A 19,884-nucleotide genomic window follows, 5' to 3' on the forward strand; every position below is an offset into this window, starting at 1 on the left:
GCCCTCGGGCCGCCTAGCGTCATCGTCTATGACATCCATCGACGCACTCACCCTCGACGTTCCCGACACTGCCGCTGCGAAGGCGTTCTACGACAGCGCCTTCGGCATCGGCGACCGCCTCCGGTTCCGCACCTCCGACAGTCCTTCCAGCGGCTTCCGCGGCTATGTGCTGTCGCTGGTGGTGCCCGTTCCTGCCGTGGTCGACTCCCTCATCGAACCCGCCCTCGCCGCCGGCGCCACCGCGATCAAACCCGCCAAGAAGTCGTTCTGGGGCTACGGCGGTGTGGTGGCCGCACCCGACGGGGCGTTGTGGAAGGTCGCCTCCTCGAGCAAGAAGGAGACCGGCGCGCCCGCGCGGCAGATCGATGACATCGTGCTGCTCATCGGCGCGACCGACGTCGCCGCGAGCAAGAAGTTCTATGTCGACCACGGGCTGACCGTTGCGAAGAGCTTCGGCCGCAAGTATGTCGAGTTCGCCGGCGGTGCCGACGCCATCACCCTCGCCCTCTACGGACGCAAGGCAGCCGCAAAGGACGCCGGTGTCGATCCCGCCGGTAGTGGCGCCCACCGTCTCGAGATCACCAGTGATGCAGGCGCGTTCACCGATCCTGATGGTTTCGTCTGGCAGGTGCACGCCGACGTGGCGGGCTGACACATCGATCAGCCCGGCCGCCGACTCTTCTACCGGTGTGGGCCGTCGGCGTAACCTGGGAGCGAGCAGCCCAGGAGCAGCACATGGCACTTCCCGATCTCTATCGCCGCTGGATCGACCAGCTGTGGAACGGCCCGACCGGCGCCGACGACCTCGCCGAGATCGCCCACGGCCTGGTGTCCGCAGGCTTCGTCGGGCACTGGCCCGGCCACGATGTGCACGGCCCGACCGAACTCGCCGCGGTCGTCGCCGAGACCAAAGAGATGTTCACCGCGATCGAGTTCACCATCGAGGTGCCCCCGGTGACCGACGGCGTGTACGTCGCCGCCCGATGGATCGGGGCGGGGATGCGCGACGGTCAGCGACACCGCTTCCTGGGCAACGACATCCTGCGTGCACGTGACCGCCGGTTCGTCGAGTACTGGGTGGCGACGGTGCAGGGATAGCCCGGGTACGGCGGCAACTGGGTCGATCGACCCGATTCTCGCGAAAACGCTCCGCGACCTGATTGGCACCACTACGGTGCGGCTTCAGGGGGAAACACCTGACCCAGGAGTCACGATGCGTCGCAATGTCCTCGTCTGTAACGTCCTCGTGCGCAGTGCACTCACGGTGGTGGCCGTGTTCACCCTTGCCTTCTCAGGCACCGCCGTCGCCCACGCTCAACCACTCCGACCAGGCACGACGCCAGTGGTGGGCCTGGCCGACGGCGTCGGCTACTCCATCGACGTGAGCGGTCGAACCATCAGCTACACAGTCACCGACGTGCCGCGCATCAGCCGACTGGTCCCGGGCTTCTGTACCTCGGCGGTGATCGACGCGGTCAAGGCGGCGCCGATCATCGGTCCCGACATCATCGCCCTGGTGCAGGGGCAATCGGTCAACGTGGTCGCCCTGCTGGAAGCGCTACGCGATGCCGACGCGATCACCGCCACCCACCTGGCGCGGCTTGCCAATCGCGACGGCGTCGTCACCGGCACCTTCGAGGACATCCCCGACGGACTCTATGCCGTGATGAGCGTCTGCAACCTGGACCCGGACCTCTACGGCCTGACCGGTGCATTCGTGCTGGGTGACGGCCTGGATTACGGGTCATCGGCCTAGTGCTCCGCGTCGGTGACACCACCTGTTGCCGGGATGTCGCGACGTAGACTCGCCGACGTGGGCAGATCATGACCGCGTCCGAGCCCGGCCGGGCAGAACTCCCCGGTGTCGCTGCCTCCTCTCCCGAAGGTCGATGGCTGATCGGGGCCGCCGTGCTCGGTTCGGGTGTCGCATTCCTGGACAGCACCGTGGTCAATGTGGCGCTGCCCGCCGTCGCTCGTGACCTCGACACCGGGCTCACCGGGCAGCAGTGGGTGCTCGACGGCTACTTGTTGACGCTGAGCGCGTTGCTGCTGGCGGGCGGTGTGGCTGGTGATCGATACGGTCGTCGCCGCGTGTTCGTGCTCGGGCTCGGTGTTTTCGCGATCGCCTCGATGGCCTGTGGCCTGGCCCCCACCGAAGGGGTGCTGATCGCCGCCCGCATCCTGCAGGGCCTCGGCGCGGCTGCGGTGGTGCCGGGCAGCCTCGCCCTGATCGACGCCGAGATCTCCGAGTCCGATCGCGGTCGCGCCATCGGACTGTGGGCGGGGATGTCCGGTGCGACAAGCGCGCTGGGGCCGTTCGTGGGTGGATGGCTGGTGGATACCGCATCTTGGCGGTGGGTGTTCTTCCTCAGCGTTCCGCTCGCTCTCGGCGCGATGGCGATCGCGCTGCGACATGTCGCCGAGTCGCGCGACGCCCGGATGGTCGGTCGCCTCGACATCGGTGGGGCAGTGGCGGTGACGCTGGGTTTGTCCGGCGTGATCTATGCCCTCATCGAAGGACCGACGCGCGGATGGGGCCCGCTCATCATCGGCTCGGCAGTACTCGGCTCGGTCGCGCTGATCGCCTTCGTCGTCATCGAACGGCGTGCGCAGTCGCCGTTGCTGCCACTGGGACTGTTTCGATCCTGGCAGTTCACCGGTGCCAACCTCACCACCCTCATGGTCTACGCCGCGCTCGGGGGTGCGCTGTTCCTGCTGGCGTTGCAGCTGCAGCAGAGCCTGGGCTATTCGGCGCTCGAGGCCGGCGTGGCGACGGTTCCGGCCACGGTCATCATGCTGTTCGGTTCGCCGTGGTCGGGCAAGTTGGCTCAGGTCACCGGTCCGCGGCTGCCGATGACGGTGGGACCGTGCATCGCCGCGGTCGGGTTGGCGTTGATGGCGCGCATCGTCCCCGGAGCCGGCTATGTGAGTGCGGTGTTGCCCGCGGTGATCTTGTTCGGGCTCGGCATGACGGTGACCGTCGCGCCGCTGACCGCGGCGGCGCTCGGTGCGGTGGAGCCCGGCCGGGCCGGCACCGCGTCCGGTGTCAACAACGCCGTGGCGCGGGTCGCGGGTCTGCTGGCCGTGGCCGTGCTCCCGGTGGTCGCCGGGCTCGATGCCGGCCCGGGCGCGCCGCTCGGCCCGGGCTTTTCGACCGCGATGTTGATCGCTGCCGGGTGCTGCGCACTGGGCGGCCTGATCGCGGCCATCAGTATCCGCACCGCCGCCGGGTTCACCCCGCACGTGCAACCCGCGGTCAATCACGGGTGCCAGCAACCCGAATCGGACCGCAGCTCGGTCCGGTGATCACGCTCGGCAGTGGTGGTCAGCGGACGGCCAGCTCGGCGAGATGCCGTAACGAGTTGACCAGATGGTCCGGCCCGAACGGCGGGAACTGCAGGTACTCCCGGATCCGGTCGGGTACCGCCGACCAGTCGTAGGTGAGTGTCACCGCGGTGCGGCGCGGCCCGATGACGGCGAGATCGTAGCGCCAGATCCAGCCGCCGAACTTTAGCGTGCCGTCACCGTTCTCGGTGCCGGGAGTCCACGCGATGGTGCGCGGCGGGTCGAACACCCGCACCTGATTGGCCACCTGGTAGTCGCCGTCGGGGTGATTGCGGTGAAACATCGACATCCGGAACACCTGTCCCGCGTGGTCGAAGGGAGAACGATCGACGGATGCCTGCACCCAGCCGGTGCCGTCGATGGCGGCATGCGTCCCGGGGTCGCACAGCACCGCGAAAACATGGTCGACCGCCGCCGCAACAATGAGCGTGGCGCTGGTCGTGTCGTCGGTGGGCATCGCGGTCACCTGGCGCCGGTTGCGATGACGTCGTAGGTGAGATGGGTGGCCGTCGACGTCGCGATCACGCTCTGCTGTTCCAGACCGCACGGCGCAGAGGTGAACAGCGGTGTCCCCGATCCCAGCACCACCGGCGCGAGATGCAGCGACAGCACGTCGACCAGCCCTGCTGCCAGGGCAGAACCGATGAGCGCACCGCCACCCATGAGCACCACGTCGAGATCGTTGTCGCTCGCCGCGGCCTCCACTCGATCGCGTGCGACAGCGACGGCATCGGATGGTCCGGTAGTGACGAACGTCCAGTCGAGGTGGGTGAGTCGGATGTCGGTCGGGGGTGTGCTGGTCACCACGACGAATGGTGGGGTGGCGGCTTCGGTCGCGCCGTAGCCGACAGTGTCGTCCCAGCCGCCCGGCCCGTCGACCACATCGAACAGATTCCGGCCCATCACCACCGCACCCGATCGCGAGGTCGCCGTCTGCAGGATGCGCTGATCCTCGGGATCGTCGGAGAATGCCCATGTGTGCAGGGCGTCGCCGCCGGTGCCCAACCCGTTCTGCGGCCCCGGGTCGGGGCCGGTCACGAAGCCGTCGACCGACATCGAGATGTCCGCGATCATTCGGGTCATGTTGATGCAGACCGAGCGGCGCCGCGTAAATCATCGCCGCCCCGGCGACCTGGTCAGTCGGCGGGGCGGCGATGGCTCGTTCGGTCGGGTCAGAGGTGCGCCTTCACATAGTTGGCGGCGTCGAGGGTCATCCCGTTGACCGAGTACAGCACGTGCAACCCGTTGGGCTGGCCCACCGGCGACCCGTCGCAAATGTTGTCCCCAGGGATGCAGTACGTCTTGGTCTTGCCCCGGTACTCGCGGTCGACCTGGATGGCCGGCGAGCCGATGTCACGCAGGAAGCGGTCCGACGGCGGCGCGAACAGGATTACCGAGGAGACGTTGTCGGCGACGTCGGCCGGCAGCGGCGGTGGCACCTGGTTGCGGTACTGGCGGTACTCGTTCGGGACGTCGATGCCGGTCGCGGTGGTGAACCCGGCGACGGCCGCGCCCTGCGAGTAACCGCCGAGCACGATCTTCGTGTCCGGGCACGTGGCGGCAAGATACTTTATGCGCGTCTGCGCCGACCGCACGCCCACGGCCACCGAGTTCGCGATGGCGAGGCGATTGTTGAACTGGTCGCTGGCGGGATAGTTCACGCCATAGCTGCTGACCGTCTTGCCGGGCAGCTGCGAGCGCACCGCCTCGGAGAACGACAGCCCGGTCAATCCCATCGGTGGTGCCGGTTCGATGGTGCCGCGCGCGAAGATCACCTCGACGTCGGCGCAGGATGCGGCTCTGGCGGGGGCATTCGAGAACACAAGTGCGCCGCTCAGTGCCGTGGCCAGACAGGCCATCGACACCGCGGCGCGGCGGGCGAAGGTCGAGATGGTCATACACGCACTCCTCAGGTGAGACAGCAGAACGGACCCATACGTGCTCCATTCGTCTGGGACTGAGCGGCGGATGGGTCGTTGTGATGTCGAATGTAATCGGCGCCACACGAACTGTCCGCTCCTGGCAAAATATCACCGGGAACAAACATCCCGCCAGCAAGGTTGAGCCCATCAGACTGAACTTTTTGGAGGTTTGATGTCGCACACATATTCCGTGCCCGTCCTGTTCGTTCCCGATCTGGTCGTCCTCCCCGGCATGGTGGTGCCGGTCCCACTCGACGACGCCGCTCAGGCCACCGTGGACGCCGCACGTGCCAGCGAGTCCGGCAAGCTGCTGGTCGCGCCGCGCCTCGATGACCGCTATCCCACCTACGGTGTGGTGGCCTCGATCGTGCAGGTGGGCCGCATCCCTGGCGGGCAGACCGCTGCGGTGATCAAGGGTGAGAAGCGGGCCCACATCGGTACCGGTACCACCGGTAACGGCAACGCTCTCTGGGTGGAGGTCACCGAGGTCGATGACCCCGCGGTCACCGACGAGGTGAAGAACCTGGCCGCCGAGTACAAGAAACTCGTCCTGGCCATGCTGCAACGACGCGAGGCGTGGCAGATCATCGACGCGGTCAACAAGATGACCGACCCGTCGGATCTCGCCGACACCTCGGGCTACAGCTCGTGGCTCTCCGACGAGCAGAAGCGTGAACTGCTCGAGACCCCGGACATTGCCGAACGGCTCACCCGGCTGATCGAGTGGACCGGCGAACACATCGCCGAGACCGAGGTCAGCGACAAGATCGCCGACGACGTGCGCAGTGGCATGGAGAAGCAGCAGAAGGAGTTCCTGCTGCGCCAGCAGCTGGGCGCCATCCGCAAGGAACTCGGCGAGGACGAACCCGACGGCGCCGACGACTACCGCGGTCGCGTGGAGGCCGCTGACCTACCCGACAAGGTGCGCGAGGCCGCACTGCGCGAGGTCGGCAAACTCGAACGCGCCAGCGATCAGTCGCCGGAGACCAGTTGGATCCGCACCTGGCTGGACACCGTGCTGGAACTGCCGTGGAACGTCACAACCGACGACTCCACCGACATCAAGGGTGCTCGCGAGATCCTCGACACCGACCATCACGGTCTCGACGACGTCAAGGACCGCATCGTCGAATACCTGGCCGTGCGCGCACGTCGCGCCGAGCGCGGCCTGCAGGTCGTCGGCGGCCGCGGCTCCGGTGCCGTCATGGTGCTGGCCGGCCCTCCCGGTGTCGGCAAGACGTCGCTGGGTGAATCCGTCGCCCGCGCACTGGGCCGCAAGTTCGTCCGCGTCGCCCTCGGCGGTGTGCGTGACGAGGCCGAGATCCGCGGTCACCGCCGCACCTACGTCGGCGCTCTGCCGGGCCGCATCGTGCGGGCCATCGGTGAGGCAGGATCGATGAATCCTGTTGTGCTGCTGGACGAGATCGACAAGGTCGGCTCCGACTACCGGGGCGATCCGGCGGCGGCGCTGCTCGAGGTGCTCGACCCCGCGCAGAACCACACCTTCCGCGATCACTACCTGGACCTCGATCTCGACCTGTCTGACGTGCTGTTCCTCGCCACCGCCAACGTGGTGGAGAACATCCCGTCGGCGCTGCTGGACCGGATGGAACTGGTGACTCTGGACGGCTACACCGAGGACGACAAGGTGGCCATCGCCCGCGACTACCTGCTGCCGCGGCAGGCCGAACGGGCCGCACTGACCGCCGACGAGGTCGACGTCAGCGACGACGCGCTGCGGGAGATCGCAGCGAACTACACCCGGGAACCGGGTGTGCGACAGTTCGAACGGCTACTCGCCAAGCTGCTGCGCAAAGCCGCGACGAACCTGGAGTCCGGAAAATCGCAGGCGCCCATCGCGATCGGTGAAGCCGATCTGAAGGACTACATCGGTCGGGCGCGGTTCACCCCGGAATCGGCCGAGCGCACCGCGGTGCCGGGCGTGGCCACCGGGCTGGCCGTGACCGGGATGGGCGGAGACGTGTTGTTCATCGAGGTGAACAGCGTCGACGGCGAACCCGGACTCAAGCTGACCGGCCAACTCGGTGAAGTGATGAAGGAATCGGCGCAGATCGCGCTGTCCTACGTTCGGGCCCACGCCGAAAAGCTGGGTATCGACCCGGAGATGCTGAACAAGACCATCCATGTGCACGTGCCCGCGGGGGCGGTGCCCAAGGACGGTCCGAGCGCCGGCGTCACCATGGTGACCGCGCTGGTGTCGATGGCGACCGGCCGTAAAGTGCGCGCCGAGGTGGGCATGACCGGCGAGGTCACCCTCAACGGGCGGGTCCTGCCGATCGGTGGGGTCAAGCAGAAACTGCTTGCCGCGCAACGTAACGGCCTGACGACGGTGTTCATCCCGCAGCGCAACGAACCCGACCTCGACGACGTTCCGGCCGAGGTGCTCGACGCGCTCGACGTGCGTCCGATGACCGACGTCGCCGACATCCTCGCGCAGGCGTTGGAACCGGCGGCCGAGTACGCGACGTCGGGACACGGCGCGTCGGATCACGCGGTGTCCGCCGCCTGATCGGCACAACTGACACCACAGCGGGCCACGACGACGATAATTGTTGTCGCGGCCCGCTCTGGTGTCAGCCGTGGTCCACCGGAACGTTAACGCTGTCGCGCCGACCCGAGGAGTGCTGATGGCCGATCTGCCCACCGTGACCGACGCCGAGATGCAGACGAGTCTGCAGTACGCGCAACCCTATTCGGTCGTGATCCTCCGTACCGGTCCGAACTACGATTCGCCGGAGGCCTCAGCCATCATCTGGGAACACGGCAGGCGCAACTTCGCCCTGCGCGCGGCCGGCGCGCTGGCGGTGGTGCTACCTGTCATCGACGACACCGACGTCTGCGGTGTGGGAGTCTTCGACCGCGACGTCGAGACCACCACCACGCTGATGGACGACGATCCCGGAGTAGCCGCGGGTGTGTTCACCTTCACTGTGCACCCTGCACGCGGCTTCCCCGGCGATGCGCTGCCGCCCGAAGCGCTCTGAACTGCCGGGGTCGGCGACAACGTCAACGCTGCCACCACCCTCGCCGGCGATGAGCACAACGTGGCTATGGCGTGATTGCCGTCCACTGCGATGTCTCGCTGCCGATCGTGCAGATATGTGACATCGCCATCTTGACCATCGGCCGGGTCACCGTGTCGAGTTTGCCGAGCACGAGTTGCTGGACGAGCCCGTCCATCAGCGCGACGACGAGATTGGCCGCTTCTTCCGGGTGTTCGGGCCGAAACGGTGCACCCACCGCGACCGACAGGTGGACGAGTTCCTGGCGGTGCGCCTCGATCATCTCCGCCAGGTCGGGATGAAACTGTGCCTCGATCAACAGTGCATGTCGTGCGGTCACGGTCTTGCGGCCCTGGGTGCGTGACAGTTCGACGAACTGCGTGCCGCACTCGACGACGTCGTCGGGCGTGTGCGGGCCCGGGGTCAGCAGGGGGCCGAAGGATTCCGAGGCGATGACCTGAAGCTGCGCGTGCACGGTCTCCAGGGCGAGCGCGAGCAGTCGGCTGCGGGTGGGGGCGTAGTAGTTGATCGAGCCGGGCGGGTAGCCGGCGGTCTCGTCGACCGTGCGATGGGTCAGGGCGTGCAGGCCCTGGGTCGCGATGATCTCGACAGCGGTCTCGCCGAACTTGGTCCGGCGTTCGCCACCGCGGCGTTGCCTCGACTCCACCATGGGAACGTTCCTCCTTCGCCGAATCTGCCGTGGATCGTGGGCCAGCGCAGCGCCCGGTGCTTGGTTCCTTTGTCTACTTTAGGGTGACCCGTCGTTACATCCAGCGAATGCGACGTCGGTCACGCCGTGTCCGTGGCTGATGGCGTCAGTGTGGGCGGCGGCGCCCGCGCTGACGCCTGTGTCGACGATCTTTGCGGCACCGGGAACATTCCAGCGCCTACTGCCGTTGCAGACTACGAGAAACTTGAGTCGATATCACTCAACTCAGTTGACTCCGGCTGATTCTTTCAGTAAGACATGAGTCGGATGCGCTGAAGTTCGGGTCCGACGAGGGTTTCGACAGCATCATCCGAGGTCCGTTCGCAGGCATTAGTTCGCGGACACCCCTCGGACCCGACACGAACTTGGGTGCACACCCATGAACTAGGAGGAACACACATGTCTCGTGCAGTTGGAATCGACCTCGGTACCACCAACTCGGTGGTGTCCGTGCTCGAGGGCGGCGAGGCCGCCGTCATCGCCAACGCCGAAGGCTCCCGCACGACCCCGTCGGTCGTCGCGTTCGCGCGCAACGGCGAGGTACTGGTCGGGCAGCCGGCGAAGAACCAGGCGGTCACCAACGTCGACCGCACCATCCGCTCGGTCAAACGCCACATGGGCGAGGGCGACTGGTCCGTAGAGATCGACGACAAGAAGTACACCCCGCAGGAGATCAGCGCGCGCACGCTGCAGAAGCTCAAGCGCGACGCCGAGTCCTACCTCGGTGAGGACGTGACCGACGCGGTCATCACCGTGCCGGCCTACTTCAACGACGCCCAGCGTCAGGCCACCAAGGAAGCCGGCCAGATCGCCGGCCTCAACGTGCTGCGCATCGTCAACGAGCCCACCGCCGCGGCACTCGCCTACGGCCTGGACAAGGGCGAGAGCGAACAGACCATCCTGGTCTTCGACCTCGGTGGCGGTACCTTCGACGTCTCGCTGCTCGAGATCGGCGACGGTGTCGTGGAGGTCCGCGCGACCTCCGGCGACAACCACCTCGGTGGTGACGACTGGGATCAGCGCATCGTCGACTGGCTCGTGGAGAAGTTCAAGAGCCAGAACGGCATCGACCTGACCAAGGACAAGATGGCCATGCAGCGTCTGCGTGAGGCTGCCGAGAAGGCCAAGATCGAACTGTCTGCCTCGCAGAGCACCTCGATCAACCTGCCCTACATCACGGTCGACGCCGAGAAGAACCCGCTGTTCCTCGACGAGCAGCTCTCGCGCAGCGAGTTCCAGAAGATCACCTCCGATCTGCTCGAGCGCACCCGCTCGCCTTTCCAGGCGGTCATCAAGGACGCCGGCATCGCCGTCGGCGACATCGACCACGTGGTGCTGGTCGGCGGTTCGACCCGTATGCCTGCCGTCACCGAGCTGGTGAAGGAACTGACCGGCGGCCAGGAGCCCAACAAGGGCGTCAACCCGGACGAGGTCGTCGCCGTGGGCGCGGCACTGCAGGCCGGCGTGCTGCGCGGCGAGGTCAAGGATGTGCTGCTGCTCGACGTCACCCCGCTGAGCCTCGGTATCGAGACCAAGGGCGGCGTGATGCACAAGCTGATCGAGCGCAACACCACCATCCCGACCAAGCGGTCGGAGACCTACACCACCGCCGAGGACAACCAGCCGTCGGTGCAGATCCAGGTCTATCAGGGTGAGCGCGAGATCGCCTCGCACAACAAGCTGCTCGGATCGTTCGAGCTCGGTGGCATCGCGCCTGCGCCGCAGGGTGTCCCGCAGATTGAGGTGACCTTCGACATCGACGCCAACGGCATCGTGCACGTCACCGCGAAGGACAAGGGCACCGGCAAGGAGAACTCCATCCGCATCCAGGAGGGCTCGGGCCTGAGCAAGGACGAGATCGACCGGATGATCAAGGATGCCGAGGCACACGCCGACGAGGACCGTCAGCGTCGTGAAGAGGCCGAGACCCGCAACCAGGCCGAGTCGCTGGTCCACCAGACCGAGAAGTTCCTGAAGGACAACGAGGACAAGGTGCCCGGTGAGCTCAAGGACAAGGTCACCGCGGCCATCTCCGAGGCTCAGGAGGCACTGAAGGGCACCGACATCGCGGCGATCAAGTCCGCGGTGGAGAAGCTCTCGACCGAGTCCCAGGAGATGGGTCAGGCGATCTACGCCGCGTCGGCCGCCGAGTCGCCCAACGGTGAGGCGCCGCAGGGTGACAACGCCGGTGGCGACGATGTCGTGGACGCCGAGGTCGTCGACGAACCGTCCTCCTCCGGAGACAACAAGTGACCGCAGGTGAGCCGGAAGGCGTCCAGGAGCAGGAACCGGTCACGGTGACCGATCGTCGTCGCATCGACCCGGAGACGGGCGAGGTGCGCGAGGAGCCGGCCGCCGGGCCCGGCCCTGCGGAGGCCGAACCCGTCGCCGATCCGCAGGCCGACGGCGAGCCGGAGGTGAGTGATCTCGCCGACGAGCGCGTCGCCGAGCTGACGGCAGATCTGCAGCGGGAGCGTGCCCAGTTCGCCAACTTCCGGCGGCGTGCCGCAGAAGAGAAGCAGGGCTCGGTCCTCTACGGCAAGCAGCTGCTCATCGACAAACTGCTGCCGGTGCTCGACGATCTCGATCGTGCCCGCCAGCACGGTGACCTCGACGAGGGGCCGCTACGCAGCGTGGCCGACAAACTCGTCGCCGCGCTGTCGGCCGAGGGCCTCACCACGTTCGGTGCGCCGGGCGATGTGTTCGACCCGGAACTGCACGAGGCCGTCCAGCACGATGGTGATGGGGCCGAACCCGTCATCGGCGCCGTCTATCGCACCGGCTACCGGCTCGGCGAGAAGGTGATCCGTCACGCGATGGTCACGGTCACCGATCCGTCGGACGTACCGAGCGATGCGGCCGAACAGACTGGTGCACAATAAGCGCACCGACGACGGGCCACGAAGGGTTGTGCACGGCAATCCTTCGTGGCCCGCTCCACACAACTTCATCCAGACAACTGAGATATCGAAGGAGGTGACGTCTGGTGGCTCCACAACGGGAGTGGTTGGAACACGACTTCTACAAGGACCTGGGCGTTGCTTCTGACGCTTCGGCTGAAGAGATCAAGAAGGCCTACCGGAAGCTCGCCCGCGAACTCCATCCGGACGCGAACCCGGGCGACACCGCGGCCGAAGAACGCTTCAAGCGGGTGTCCGAAGCACACAGCGTGCTGGCCGATCCAGAGAAGCGCAAAGAATACGACGAGACCCGCGCGATGTTCGCCGGTGGGCGATTCCGTGGCGGGGGCAATGGCTTTCCCGGCGGTTTCTCGGGAGGCGGTGGAACGCACTACACGACGACGCCGGGGGCCGACTTCAACATCGGTGACCTGTTCGGCGGTGGTGGTGGCGCCGGCGGCGAGTCGGCGGGCGGTTTCGGCGACCTATTCGACGGGCTGTTCAATCGCGGTCCGCGAACCTCCACGGCGACGCGGCCCAAGCGTGGCAACGACCTCGAGACCGAGACGACCCTGACGTTCAAGGATGCCGCGACCGGCACGACCGTACCGCTTCGGGTGACCAGCCCGGCGCCGTGCACCACCTGCCACGGCAGTGGTGCCAAACCGGGTACCAGTCCGCGCGTCTGCCCGAACTGCAACGGGTCCGGATTCGTCAGCCGCAACCAGGGCGCGTTCGGGTTCAGCGAACCGTGCCAGGACTGCCAGGGCACCGGGTCACGGATCGACGATCCGTGCACCGACTGCGAGGGCAGCGGCGTGAAGGTACGCGCACGCACCATCAATGTGCGTATCCCGGCCGGTGTCGAGGACGGCCAACGCATCCGGCTGGCCGGCCAAGGCGAGGCCGGTCGCCGTGGTGCTCCCTCGGGTGACCTCTACGTGGTGGTCCATGTGACCGCTGACAAGGTGTTCACTCGCAGCGGTAACGACCTGAAGGTGCAGTTGCCGGTCAGCATCTCCGAACTGGTCCTCGGCGCCACCGTGTCGGTGCCCACACTCGACGGCAGTGTGGGAGTGAAGATCCCCGCCAACACCACCGACGGGCGCACGCTACGCGTGCGCGGACGAGGTGTACCGAAACGTTCGGGTGGGGCGGGTGACCTGCTGGTGACGGTGAAAGTTGCCGTGCCGCCGAAGCTCGACGACGACGCAGTCGAGGCCATGCGTCGTTACGCCGCCGCGGAGAAGGCCGCCGGTTTCGATCCACGCGCCGGTTGGGGGCGATGATGGTGGCCGGTAACCACGACCGCAACAAGTTCGACGGAGAAGCCGCCGCGACCTTCATGATCTCGGTCGCGGCGGAACTGGCCGGCATGCACGCTCAAACGTTGCGGACCTACGACCGGCTCGGGCTGGTCACGCCGCAGCGCACCACCGGCGGTGGTCGGCGGTACTCCGCGCGCGACGTCGAGGTGCTGCGCGAGATCCAGCGCCTGTCGCAGGAGGAGGGCGTCAACCTCGCCGGCATCAAACGCATCATCGATCTGGAGAACCAGGTCGACGCCCTGCAGCAGCGCATCCGCGAGCTGCAATCCGAAGTCGACAGCGGCGCGGCTCGTAGGGGCGGCGAGCTGGTGCCGGTGCCGCGCACCAGCGCACTGGTGGTGTGGCAGCCGCGCCGCAAGCGCAAGACCAACTGATCGGTACCTCGGCCCACCCGTTACCCTGACTCGGGACAAAAGCGTCGTTGTAGACAGGACGAGGACATGGCCGAGACCAGAAGCGCCCAGTACGGGGGCGGTTCGAGCTCGGACGGATCGGTCCTCGGGATCTCCGTGGTCGAGGATCGAGTCGCCTCCGTGGTGCGCGGTGCCGACGGCGACATCATCGCCAGCAACCTGGTCGACCTTCCGGATCCGTCGGCGCAGAGCGCCGAGAACGCCATCCACGAACTCGTCGACTCGGTGCCGTACGAGATCAATCGCATCGGTGTCGCCTGCGCCCGACCCGCCACCCAGAGCTACCTGCAGGCCAATCTGGCGCCGGGTACGTCGCGGCCGGCCTGGTACGACAAGGTGGCCGTCACCGACATGCCGGCGGCGTTGGCCGAGGTGGCCCGGACTGCCGCATCCGGTACCGGGATCGTCGCTGCGATTGATCTGGATCGTGACGCCGTCCCGTCGCCGGGTTCGTCGGTCGTCAACCTCGATTCGGCAACCGGCGAGGTCCTGGGAACGGCCGAGTTCGCCTACGGGTCGCCCGGCCCGGTCACCGATCCCGCCCATGCGGGCGCTGTCGCCGACGCGGTGATGGCGGCACCTGGAGGGTCTGCCGTCACGTCGGTGGTACTCACCGGCCCCGGCGCCGAGGTGGCCGGAACGTCGGCGGCTCTCGAGTATGCGCTGGCGCGACCGGTCACTGTCGTTGATCAACCGGCGCTCGCGGCGGCGGTCGGCGCGGCGGTGTTGGCGCTGCGGCCGGGGGCGGTTGTGCGTACCCCGTCGACGCGTCGCTGGTGGCTCATCGGCGCGGCGATGGCGGCGGCACTGGCCCTCGGTGCGATTGCGGCGTCCGCGGTGTTCGCCGGTGTGGACGCCACCGAAGAGGAGCCGACACCAACTACGACGGTCACCGAGACCGCAGAAGCGTCGACGGTGACCCGCACCGCTGCGCCGGTCACCGAGGTCCGCACCCGCGTCGCCACCACAACAGTGACCGAATCGCGCGATGCCACGAGCACCACGACGGAGACCGAAACCGAGACGGAGACGTCGACGGAGACCGAGACGGTCACCGAGCAGCCGACTGAGACGGTCACCGAGACGACCACCGTGTCCGTCGCCGGTCAGACTCCCGGCCCGTAGGTCCGAGTCTTTCGTCAGACCACGGGGTCGTGCTGGATGAGGCTCGCCCGAGCACCTGCGATGAGCATTCGCCGGCGAGTCGCCTCGATCATCTTCGCCGATCCGGCGATGAGCACCTGGTGCTCGTCCCACGGGCCGGCGGCTGCGGCGACATCGGCGAGGGTGCCGATGTGGTGCTCGATGCCCAGCGCTTCGGGGGTGGCCACCGCGGTGATCCACCACGGATCGGTGGTCTCTTCGGAAACCGCGGTGACGCGCAGCCAAGGGTTGGTCGCCGCAATTCGACGCAATACGACGAGGTCGTAGAGTTCGCCCGGATAGCGCATGCCGTAGAAGATGTGGGTAGGCGGAGTATCGGCGCGCTTGGACATTTCGATGAGCAGCGCCCGCAGCGGCGCCAGGCCGGATCCGCCGGCCACCATCACCACCGGGCGGTCCGGTTCGATGTGCAGGGTGCCGTGCCCTTGTGCGAAATGCCAGACGTCGCCGACCCGCGTCTCGCCGACGATGGCGCAGCTCACAGTGCCGCCTTGCACGCCCCGCACGTGAAACTCCAGCTCACCGCGCGGGTTGGGCGGGATCGCCGGCGACAGACTTCGCCACGCTTTCGGGCGCTGCGGAATCTGCACCTCGAGGTACTGGCCGGGGGCGAACCGTAGAGGTGCCTTGGACAGCAGCCGCACCACCGCGAGGTCGCGGGTGATGCGGAACTTCTCCACCACCTCCGCCGACCAGAGCGCCGGGAACGGCGCTGTCTCGGCGGCGCCGCGCATCACGCCGGTGGTCAGCATCATCGCCTGAGTTACCGTCTGGGCGGTTTCGTCATCCCAGTAGTCACCCAGCAGCGATGCGAACTCGGCGATCAGTGCCCGATAAATGACACCGTAGTGCTCGGGGCGGACTCCGAATTTGCGGTGATCACGGCCGAGTTGGGCGAGGAACTCCACGAGCTCGGGGTGGCCATCTGCCTGCGGAATCACGTCGAGGACGTGGTCGATGACCCGGAAGAACGCATCGCGCTGACCGGACATGACCGCCGGGAACAGTTCGCGAAGATCGGGATCGATGGCGAACATGCGCGTGTAGATGTTGGCCGAGAACCGGTCGGGGTCGCGGTTGATCAGCTCGCGGAGCTGGTGGAGGACGTGTCGCGAATGATTGGCCACGGGCCGGTCACCTCCCCTGAGCGTGTCGCATGGTCGGCGGGATCGATGCCCGCCCCAGAGAGCCTAGCGGTCCATCGACGGCGACTTGCGATCGATCAATCGATGTCGGGTTCGCGACGACTGTGGCAACCTCGGGTACGTGAGCTTGCTCGATGGTGTTGTCAGGGGAATTGTCGACGCTCATCTGCACCAGTGGAATCCGCGGAGCACGCCGTGGGCGGCGAATCGGCTCTCGCGGCTGTATCGGTTCGTGCCCGCATTCGGCGACCGGGTTTTCCCGATGGTGGTGTCGCAGGCCGACCGGGAGTACGTTCTCACCCCGAGCACCGTCGCGCGCGTGTACGAGCCTATGCAGTACCTGGCCGACACCTCCCCGGTCTTCAAGACCGCCGGTGTGCGGGTGGACACCGTGGTGCACATGGAGTCGCACTGGCGCGGCGACGAGACCGCCGGCCGCGTCGACACTCCCGCGGGGAGGTCGGCCGTCGAGGAGACGCGGTACGTGACGACCCTGCCGTTCGGTGCGGATTCGTTGCCTCAACTGGGTGCGATCGTTGCCCACGCCGACCCGCGGGCCGAGCGTTTCGCCGAACTCATCGACGAACATGCCGCCTTGACCGACCGACTTCGTGGCATTCGGTGGATCACCACCCGTCACCCAGACCCCAAGATCCGCAATGGGGCCGATGCTGATGGCATCTTGTCCTCCCCGTCGTTCTTGAAGGGCTTCGCCGAGGTTGCCGACCGACGCCTGGTGTTCGACGCGTTCGTCTACTCTCATCAGCTCTACGACGTGGTGACTCTGGCGCGGGAGTATCCCGAGGTCACCATCGTCGTCGACCACGTCGGGGCGCCGGTCGGGGTGTTCGGACCCGTCGGCGCGCGAACCGGTGCCACTGCGGGTGCGCGCGCAGACATCATGCGGTTGTGGCGCGAACGAATGGTCACCCTGGCGGCCTACCCGAACGTGATGGTGAAGCTGTCCGGACTCGGGCTGCCGGTTCTGGGCTACGGACGGGAGCGGTGGGGCAATGTCGGCAGCCGGGCGACACTGACCGAGATGGTCGGCCCGCTGGTCGACCATGTGTTCACCCATTTCGGTGCCGACCGCGTGATGTTCGGCTCCAATTTCCCCATCGACAAGCCCAACGTATCGTTCGACATGATCGTCGGCGCACTGGTCGATCTGATCGCGCCGCTCGGCGGCGACTACGCACTGAGTAAAGTATTCCGAGACAATGCTTTACGCGTCTATAAGATCGAGACACCCGGCTGAGCGAATGTCCTGGCCGGCGTGTGGGGTCGCGTACCGCGCACCACAAGGGTTGCTGTGCAACCGATGTGGCCGTCGGGTACGCGACACCACTGTGGTGCCGGAGGGTTAACTCTATGGAGTTGTCAAGGGACGGTTGCGGTCCCGACCGGGGTCGGGTGCGTGGGAAGACGTGGCTGCGTGACCTACTCGCCAGTCAGCGTGGCTCAGGCTGCGGCGGGTAGGTTGTCGAGGTTCATCGTGCGTCGGTTGTAGGCCGGTATCGGCCGACGTGTCGGGTCGACAGCGACGGGTGGGATGAGCCAGGGATGTCGGTCGTGGCCCATGATCACCTCCCACCCGTTGTGGTGGATGTCGGCATGACACGACGGGCACAGCAGACATCCGTTGTCCAACACCGTGATTCCACCATCAGCCCAATGGACAATATGGTGGCCCTGGCAGCGGGAGGCCGCCACGCCGCATTTGATGCAACACTCATCGCGCTTGTGCAACGCCTTACGGAGATGGGCTGGGAACAGGCGTTTGTCTTTACTCATCTCCATCGGCACCGCCTCACCATCGACAATCGCGACCGTCGCAGTGGTGTCACAGGTCAACGTGCGCAACATGGCTTCAGTGATCGACCCCAGGAACGGCAGTTCGGCCAAATCGGGAGTATCAGCGGGCACCGACACCAGCATCTGGTGACGTGGTGCCGACGCCGCATCACCACTACGGGCAGCGATATCCAGGAGCGCTTCGAGGGCGTCGGCATGCCGGCGTTCGGGGCTGCGGGCATCCGGTGAGCCGTCGGGTTCGGGGCGGGGTGCCGCCAACTCTTCCATTGCGGCCGAGAATTTTTCGCCGACTTCGGTGTTGAGGTCGGCGCGTACCTGCAGCCGTCCGTCACCGTCGGCATCGTGGGTGAGCGTGTTGAGGTTGCGGTCCTCGGATGCCGGTAGCCCACCGGTGTCGGCGGCGGCCTGGTTGCCCAGACGACGCGCACGTTTACCGATGTCGGCGGGGGTGGCGCCGGAAAAGAATTGGGCGAGAAGTTCGGTCACGATGTTTAGACGCGCCACATCGTCGAGCGGTTCCGCCGATCTTTTCCCGACATGATCGACCCCTTTACCCACCGCATCCACATGTTCGGCGGAGATCGCCCCATCGGCGGCATGCGCGGCCAGAGTGGGTAGCTGCTCGCGTGCGGCAGTGATACGGATCAGCCGGGAGGCGACCGCCGGCGCGAGCCCCATCACGATCAACAACTCGCTGAGTTTGCGGCCGTGGTCGCGGGCCACACCGAGGCGGTCCAGATGGCCGACCACCGTCGCGGCGTGATGGTCGATCAGATTGCGCAATGTGACCAGAGCGGTCATCGCATCGAACGCTGCACGCCCCGACAGATCGTCGCCCAAGTGCAGGTCACGAACAGAATCAGTGATGGTGGTGAGATCCCCCGAAGCTCCCATGACTCCACTATGGTCGAACATCAGTTCGACGTCAAGGAAATTCTTGAAAATAGTGCAGAAGATTTTTGTGCGGGTGGGGTGGTTTCGATACGCGGCGGGCTCGCAAGCTCGCACGCCGCTACTCAACCGGTGACAGGGGCAGCACGCCGCTACTCAACCGGCGACGGGGCCTGTTCGCAAACTCGCTTGTCACCGCTTTACCGGCGAGGGCGCAAGCGCGAGCCGCGGCTCAGCCGGCGGGTTGACGCGCCCATGGCCACCACCGTCGGCGAGATGGTGTGGGAACCGGAACATCCTGCAACGCACGGCGAATGATGTCGGTGAACTCGGCACATGTCTCGTAGCGGTCGGCGGGATTCTTCGCCAGGGCTTTCGCGAACACCGAATTCAATGACGACGGCAGCCAGGGTTGCGCCTTGGTCAACCGAGGCACCGGATCATGCAGATGGGCATAGGTGATCGCGAACGCGGTCGCGCGGGGGAACGGGGGTTCGCCGGTGAACAGTTCGAACAGCCCTGCAGCGAAGGCGTATTGGTCCGTAGCGGCGGAGAGTCGTTGGGCGGTCAGCAGTTCCGGTGCCGCATAGGCGATAGAACCTTGGACGCGGCCGTTGCGGGCGAGTGGGCGGGCGTCGTCGAGCAACTGTGCGATACCGAAGTCGGTGAGCACCGCCCGCGGTCGTTCGGACCCCGTTGCGACCATGATGTTGGCGGGTTTCACGTCCCGATGCAGCACCTCTGCCGCGTGCGCGTAGTCGAGTGCAGCTCCGATCTGGGTTGCGATCGCGACGATGGTCTCGACGTCGTCTTCGGTGGGATGTGGTCCGACCAGGTCGTTCGCCGGCCGACCATCGATGTACTCCATCGCCATCCACAGAATCGTTGCGCGCGTCCGGGTCTCGTCCGACACCTCGGTGGGGTCAATCTCACCACGGGCGTACATGTCGACGATATTCGGGTGGTCGAGCAACGACGCAATGGTGAACTCTCGCTCGAAACGCTCCCGCACGCGTTGCCGGTCGCTGGGCCGGGTGTGTAGCACCTTGAGCGCGACCGATCCGGGCTCGCCGATGTGGCGAGCCCGGTAGACCTCGGCGCTGCTGCCGCTGCCCAGAAAGCTGTCGATGACGTATCCCGCCACCTCGTCGCCCGCCCCGTACACAACGTCAGCGTAGTCGGGCCCGGTCCGATCGGCGCGGCGGCTCGAAGTGGTCACGACCTGCACC

General features: G+C 66.6%; 19 protein-coding genes. 12 read left to right on the forward strand and 7 right to left on the reverse strand.

The genetic code is table 11. The features are described from left to right. The first annotated feature begins 28 nt into the window (after positions 1-28). From L1892_RS03015 to L1892_RS03030, 4 genes are all read left to right on the forward strand, one after another. On the forward strand, positions 29-652 hold the full coding sequence (locus tag L1892_RS03015; protein ID WP_235721939.1) for a glyoxalase: 624 nt from the start codon (positions 29-31) through the stop codon (positions 650-652). An 83-nt stretch (positions 653-735) separates the two neighbouring features. Beyond that, on the forward strand, positions 736-1,098 hold the full coding sequence (locus L1892_RS03020; RefSeq protein WP_235721940.1) for a nuclear transport factor 2 family protein: 363 nt from the start codon (positions 736-738) through the stop codon (positions 1,096-1,098). A gap of 115 nt (positions 1,099-1,213) precedes the next feature. Further along, the gene (locus L1892_RS03025) at positions 1,214-1,756 is read left to right on the forward strand and encodes a hypothetical protein (protein ID WP_235721941.1); all 543 of its coding nucleotides are present in this window, start codon (positions 1,214-1,216) and stop codon (positions 1,754-1,756) included. A 68-nt stretch (positions 1,757-1,824) separates the two neighbouring features. Beyond that, positions 1,825-3,306 (forward strand): MFS transporter, encoded by a 1,482-nt coding sequence (locus L1892_RS03030; RefSeq protein WP_235721942.1) that lies wholly within the window; start codon positions 1,825-1,827, stop codon positions 3,304-3,306. Between the two features lie 19 nt (positions 3,307-3,325). On the opposite strand, the gene L1892_RS03035 is transcribed toward L1892_RS03030, so the two are convergent. From L1892_RS03035 to L1892_RS03045, 3 genes are all read right to left on the reverse strand, one after another. After that, positions 3,326-3,802: an SRPBCC family protein gene (locus L1892_RS03035; RefSeq protein ID WP_235721943.1), complete on the reverse strand. Its 477-nt coding sequence runs from the start codon at positions 3,800-3,802 to the stop codon at positions 3,326-3,328. Between the two features lie 5 nt (positions 3,803-3,807). Next, positions 3,808-4,419, reverse strand: a complete 612-nt coding sequence (locus L1892_RS03040) for a dihydrofolate reductase family protein (RefSeq protein ID WP_235721944.1) — start codon at positions 4,417-4,419, stop codon at positions 3,808-3,810. 98 nt (positions 4,420-4,517) lie between these two features. Further along, positions 4,518-5,243, reverse strand: coding sequence for a cutinase family protein (locus L1892_RS03045; protein ID WP_235721945.1), 726 nt, complete (start codon positions 5,241-5,243; stop codon positions 4,518-4,520). A 196-nt stretch (positions 5,244-5,439) separates the two neighbouring features. On the opposite strand from L1892_RS03045, the gene lon reads away from it, so the two are divergent. Together lon and L1892_RS03055 are read left to right on the forward strand one after the other, a co-directional pair. Next, positions 5,440-7,797 carry an endopeptidase La gene (gene lon, locus L1892_RS03050; protein WP_235721946.1) on the forward strand — a complete coding sequence of 786 codons (2,358 nt, stop codon included), beginning with the start codon at positions 5,440-5,442 and terminating at the stop codon, positions 7,795-7,797. 127 nt (positions 7,798-7,924) lie between these two features. Continuing rightward, positions 7,925-8,272, forward strand: a complete 348-nt coding sequence (locus L1892_RS03055; protein ID WP_372474952.1) for a hypothetical protein — start codon at positions 7,925-7,927, stop codon at positions 8,270-8,272. A 64-nt stretch (positions 8,273-8,336) separates the two neighbouring features. On the opposite strand, the gene L1892_RS03060 is transcribed toward L1892_RS03055, so the two are convergent. Beyond that, on the reverse strand, positions 8,337-8,960 hold the full coding sequence (locus tag L1892_RS03060) for a TetR/AcrR family transcriptional regulator (protein ID WP_235721948.1): 624 nt from the start codon (positions 8,958-8,960) through the stop codon (positions 8,337-8,339). Between the two features lie 438 nt (positions 8,961-9,398). On the opposite strand from L1892_RS03060, the gene dnaK reads away from it, so the two are divergent. The 5 genes from dnaK to L1892_RS03085 all read left to right on the forward strand — a co-directional run bounded on the left by dnaK (position 9,399) and on the right by L1892_RS03085 (position 14,765). Beyond that, positions 9,399-11,252, forward strand: a complete 1,854-nt coding sequence (gene dnaK, locus L1892_RS03065) for a molecular chaperone DnaK (RefSeq protein ID WP_235721949.1) — start codon at positions 9,399-9,401, stop codon at positions 11,250-11,252. Beyond that, positions 11,249-11,881, forward strand: a complete 633-nt coding sequence (gene grpE, locus L1892_RS03070) for a nucleotide exchange factor GrpE (RefSeq protein ID WP_235721950.1) — start codon at positions 11,249-11,251, stop codon at positions 11,879-11,881. Before dnaK ends, grpE begins: the two co-directional genes overlap by 4 nt. A 104-nt stretch (positions 11,882-11,985) precedes the next feature. Continuing rightward, positions 11,986-13,188 (forward strand): molecular chaperone DnaJ, encoded by a 1,203-nt coding sequence (dnaJ, locus tag L1892_RS03075; RefSeq protein WP_235721951.1) that lies wholly within the window; start codon positions 11,986-11,988, stop codon positions 13,186-13,188. Next, positions 13,185-13,601, forward strand: coding sequence for a heat shock protein transcriptional repressor HspR (locus L1892_RS03080; protein WP_272492735.1), 417 nt, complete (start codon positions 13,185-13,187; stop codon positions 13,599-13,601). Before dnaJ ends, L1892_RS03080 begins: the two co-directional genes overlap by 4 nt. Positions 13,602-13,667: 66 nt before the next feature. Next, positions 13,668-14,765 carry a hypothetical protein gene (locus tag L1892_RS03085; RefSeq protein ID WP_235721952.1) on the forward strand — a complete coding sequence of 366 codons (1,098 nt, stop codon included), beginning with the start codon at positions 13,668-13,670 and terminating at the stop codon, positions 14,763-14,765. 14 nt (positions 14,766-14,779) lie between these two features. Here the strand turns inward: L1892_RS03085 and L1892_RS03090 are convergent, their stop codons facing one another. After that, positions 14,780-15,931: an FAD-binding oxidoreductase gene (locus L1892_RS03090; protein ID WP_235721953.1), complete on the reverse strand. Its 1,152-nt coding sequence runs from the start codon at positions 15,929-15,931 to the stop codon at positions 14,780-14,782. A gap of 139 nt (positions 15,932-16,070) precedes the next feature. Between L1892_RS03090 and L1892_RS03095 the strand changes: the two genes are divergently transcribed. Further along, positions 16,071-17,207, forward strand: coding sequence for an amidohydrolase family protein (locus L1892_RS03095; protein WP_235721954.1), 1,137 nt, complete (start codon positions 16,071-16,073; stop codon positions 17,205-17,207). A gap of 203 nt (positions 17,208-17,410) precedes the next feature. Here L1892_RS03095 and L1892_RS03100 read toward each other — a convergent pair whose 3' ends face one another. After that, positions 17,411-18,658: an HNH endonuclease gene (locus L1892_RS03100; RefSeq protein WP_235721955.1), complete on the reverse strand. Its 1,248-nt coding sequence runs from the start codon at positions 18,656-18,658 to the stop codon at positions 17,411-17,413. A 229-nt stretch (positions 18,659-18,887) separates the two neighbouring features. Next, positions 18,888-19,820: a serine/threonine-protein kinase gene (locus L1892_RS03105; protein WP_235722021.1), complete on the reverse strand. Its 933-nt coding sequence runs from the start codon at positions 19,818-19,820 to the stop codon at positions 18,888-18,890. Positions 19,821-19,884 lie beyond the last annotated feature (64 nt).

This window comes from Gordonia tangerina, assembly GCF_021556435.1.
Taxonomy (GTDB): Bacteria; Actinomycetota; Actinomycetes; order Mycobacteriales; family Mycobacteriaceae; genus Gordonia; species Gordonia tangerina.

Excerpts from the sequence above, each read along its gene's own strand:
- L1892_RS03035 (WP_235721943.1), bottom strand. The coding sequence starts at position 3,802 with ATGCCCACCGACGACACGACCAGCGCCACGCTCATTGTTGCGGCGGCG.
- L1892_RS03040 (WP_235721944.1), bottom strand. The coding sequence starts at position 4,419 with ATGATCGCGGACATCTCGATGTCGGTCGACGGCTTCGTGACCGGCCCC.
- L1892_RS03030 (WP_235721942.1), top strand. The coding sequence starts at position 1,825 with ATGACCGCGTCCGAGCCCGGCCGGGCAGAACTCCCCGGTGTCGCTGCC.
- L1892_RS03015 (WP_235721939.1), top strand. The coding sequence starts at position 29 with ATGACATCCATCGACGCACTCACCCTCGACGTTCCCGACACTGCCGCT.
- L1892_RS03100 (WP_235721955.1), bottom strand. The coding sequence starts at position 18,658 with ATGGGAGCTTCGGGGGATCTCACCACCATCACTGATTCTGTTCGTGAC.
- L1892_RS03060 (WP_235721948.1), bottom strand. The coding sequence starts at position 8,960 with ATGGTGGAGTCGAGGCAACGCCGCGGTGGCGAACGCCGGACCAAGTTC.
- L1892_RS03020 (WP_235721940.1), top strand. The coding sequence starts at position 736 with ATGGCACTTCCCGATCTCTATCGCCGCTGGATCGACCAGCTGTGGAAC.
- L1892_RS03025 (WP_235721941.1), top strand. The coding sequence starts at position 1,214 with ATGCGTCGCAATGTCCTCGTCTGTAACGTCCTCGTGCGCAGTGCACTC.
- L1892_RS03045 (WP_235721945.1), bottom strand. The coding sequence starts at position 5,243 with ATGACCATCTCGACCTTCGCCCGCCGCGCCGCGGTGTCGATGGCCTGT.
- dnaK (WP_235721949.1), top strand. The coding sequence starts at position 9,399 with ATGTCTCGTGCAGTTGGAATCGACCTCGGTACCACCAACTCGGTGGTG.
- L1892_RS03085 (WP_235721952.1), top strand. The coding sequence starts at position 13,668 with ATGGCCGAGACCAGAAGCGCCCAGTACGGGGGCGGTTCGAGCTCGGAC.
- L1892_RS03080 (WP_272492735.1), top strand. The coding sequence starts at position 13,185 with ATGATGGTGGCCGGTAACCACGACCGCAACAAGTTCGACGGAGAAGCC.
- lon (WP_235721946.1), top strand. The coding sequence starts at position 5,440 with ATGTCGCACACATATTCCGTGCCCGTCCTGTTCGTTCCCGATCTGGTC.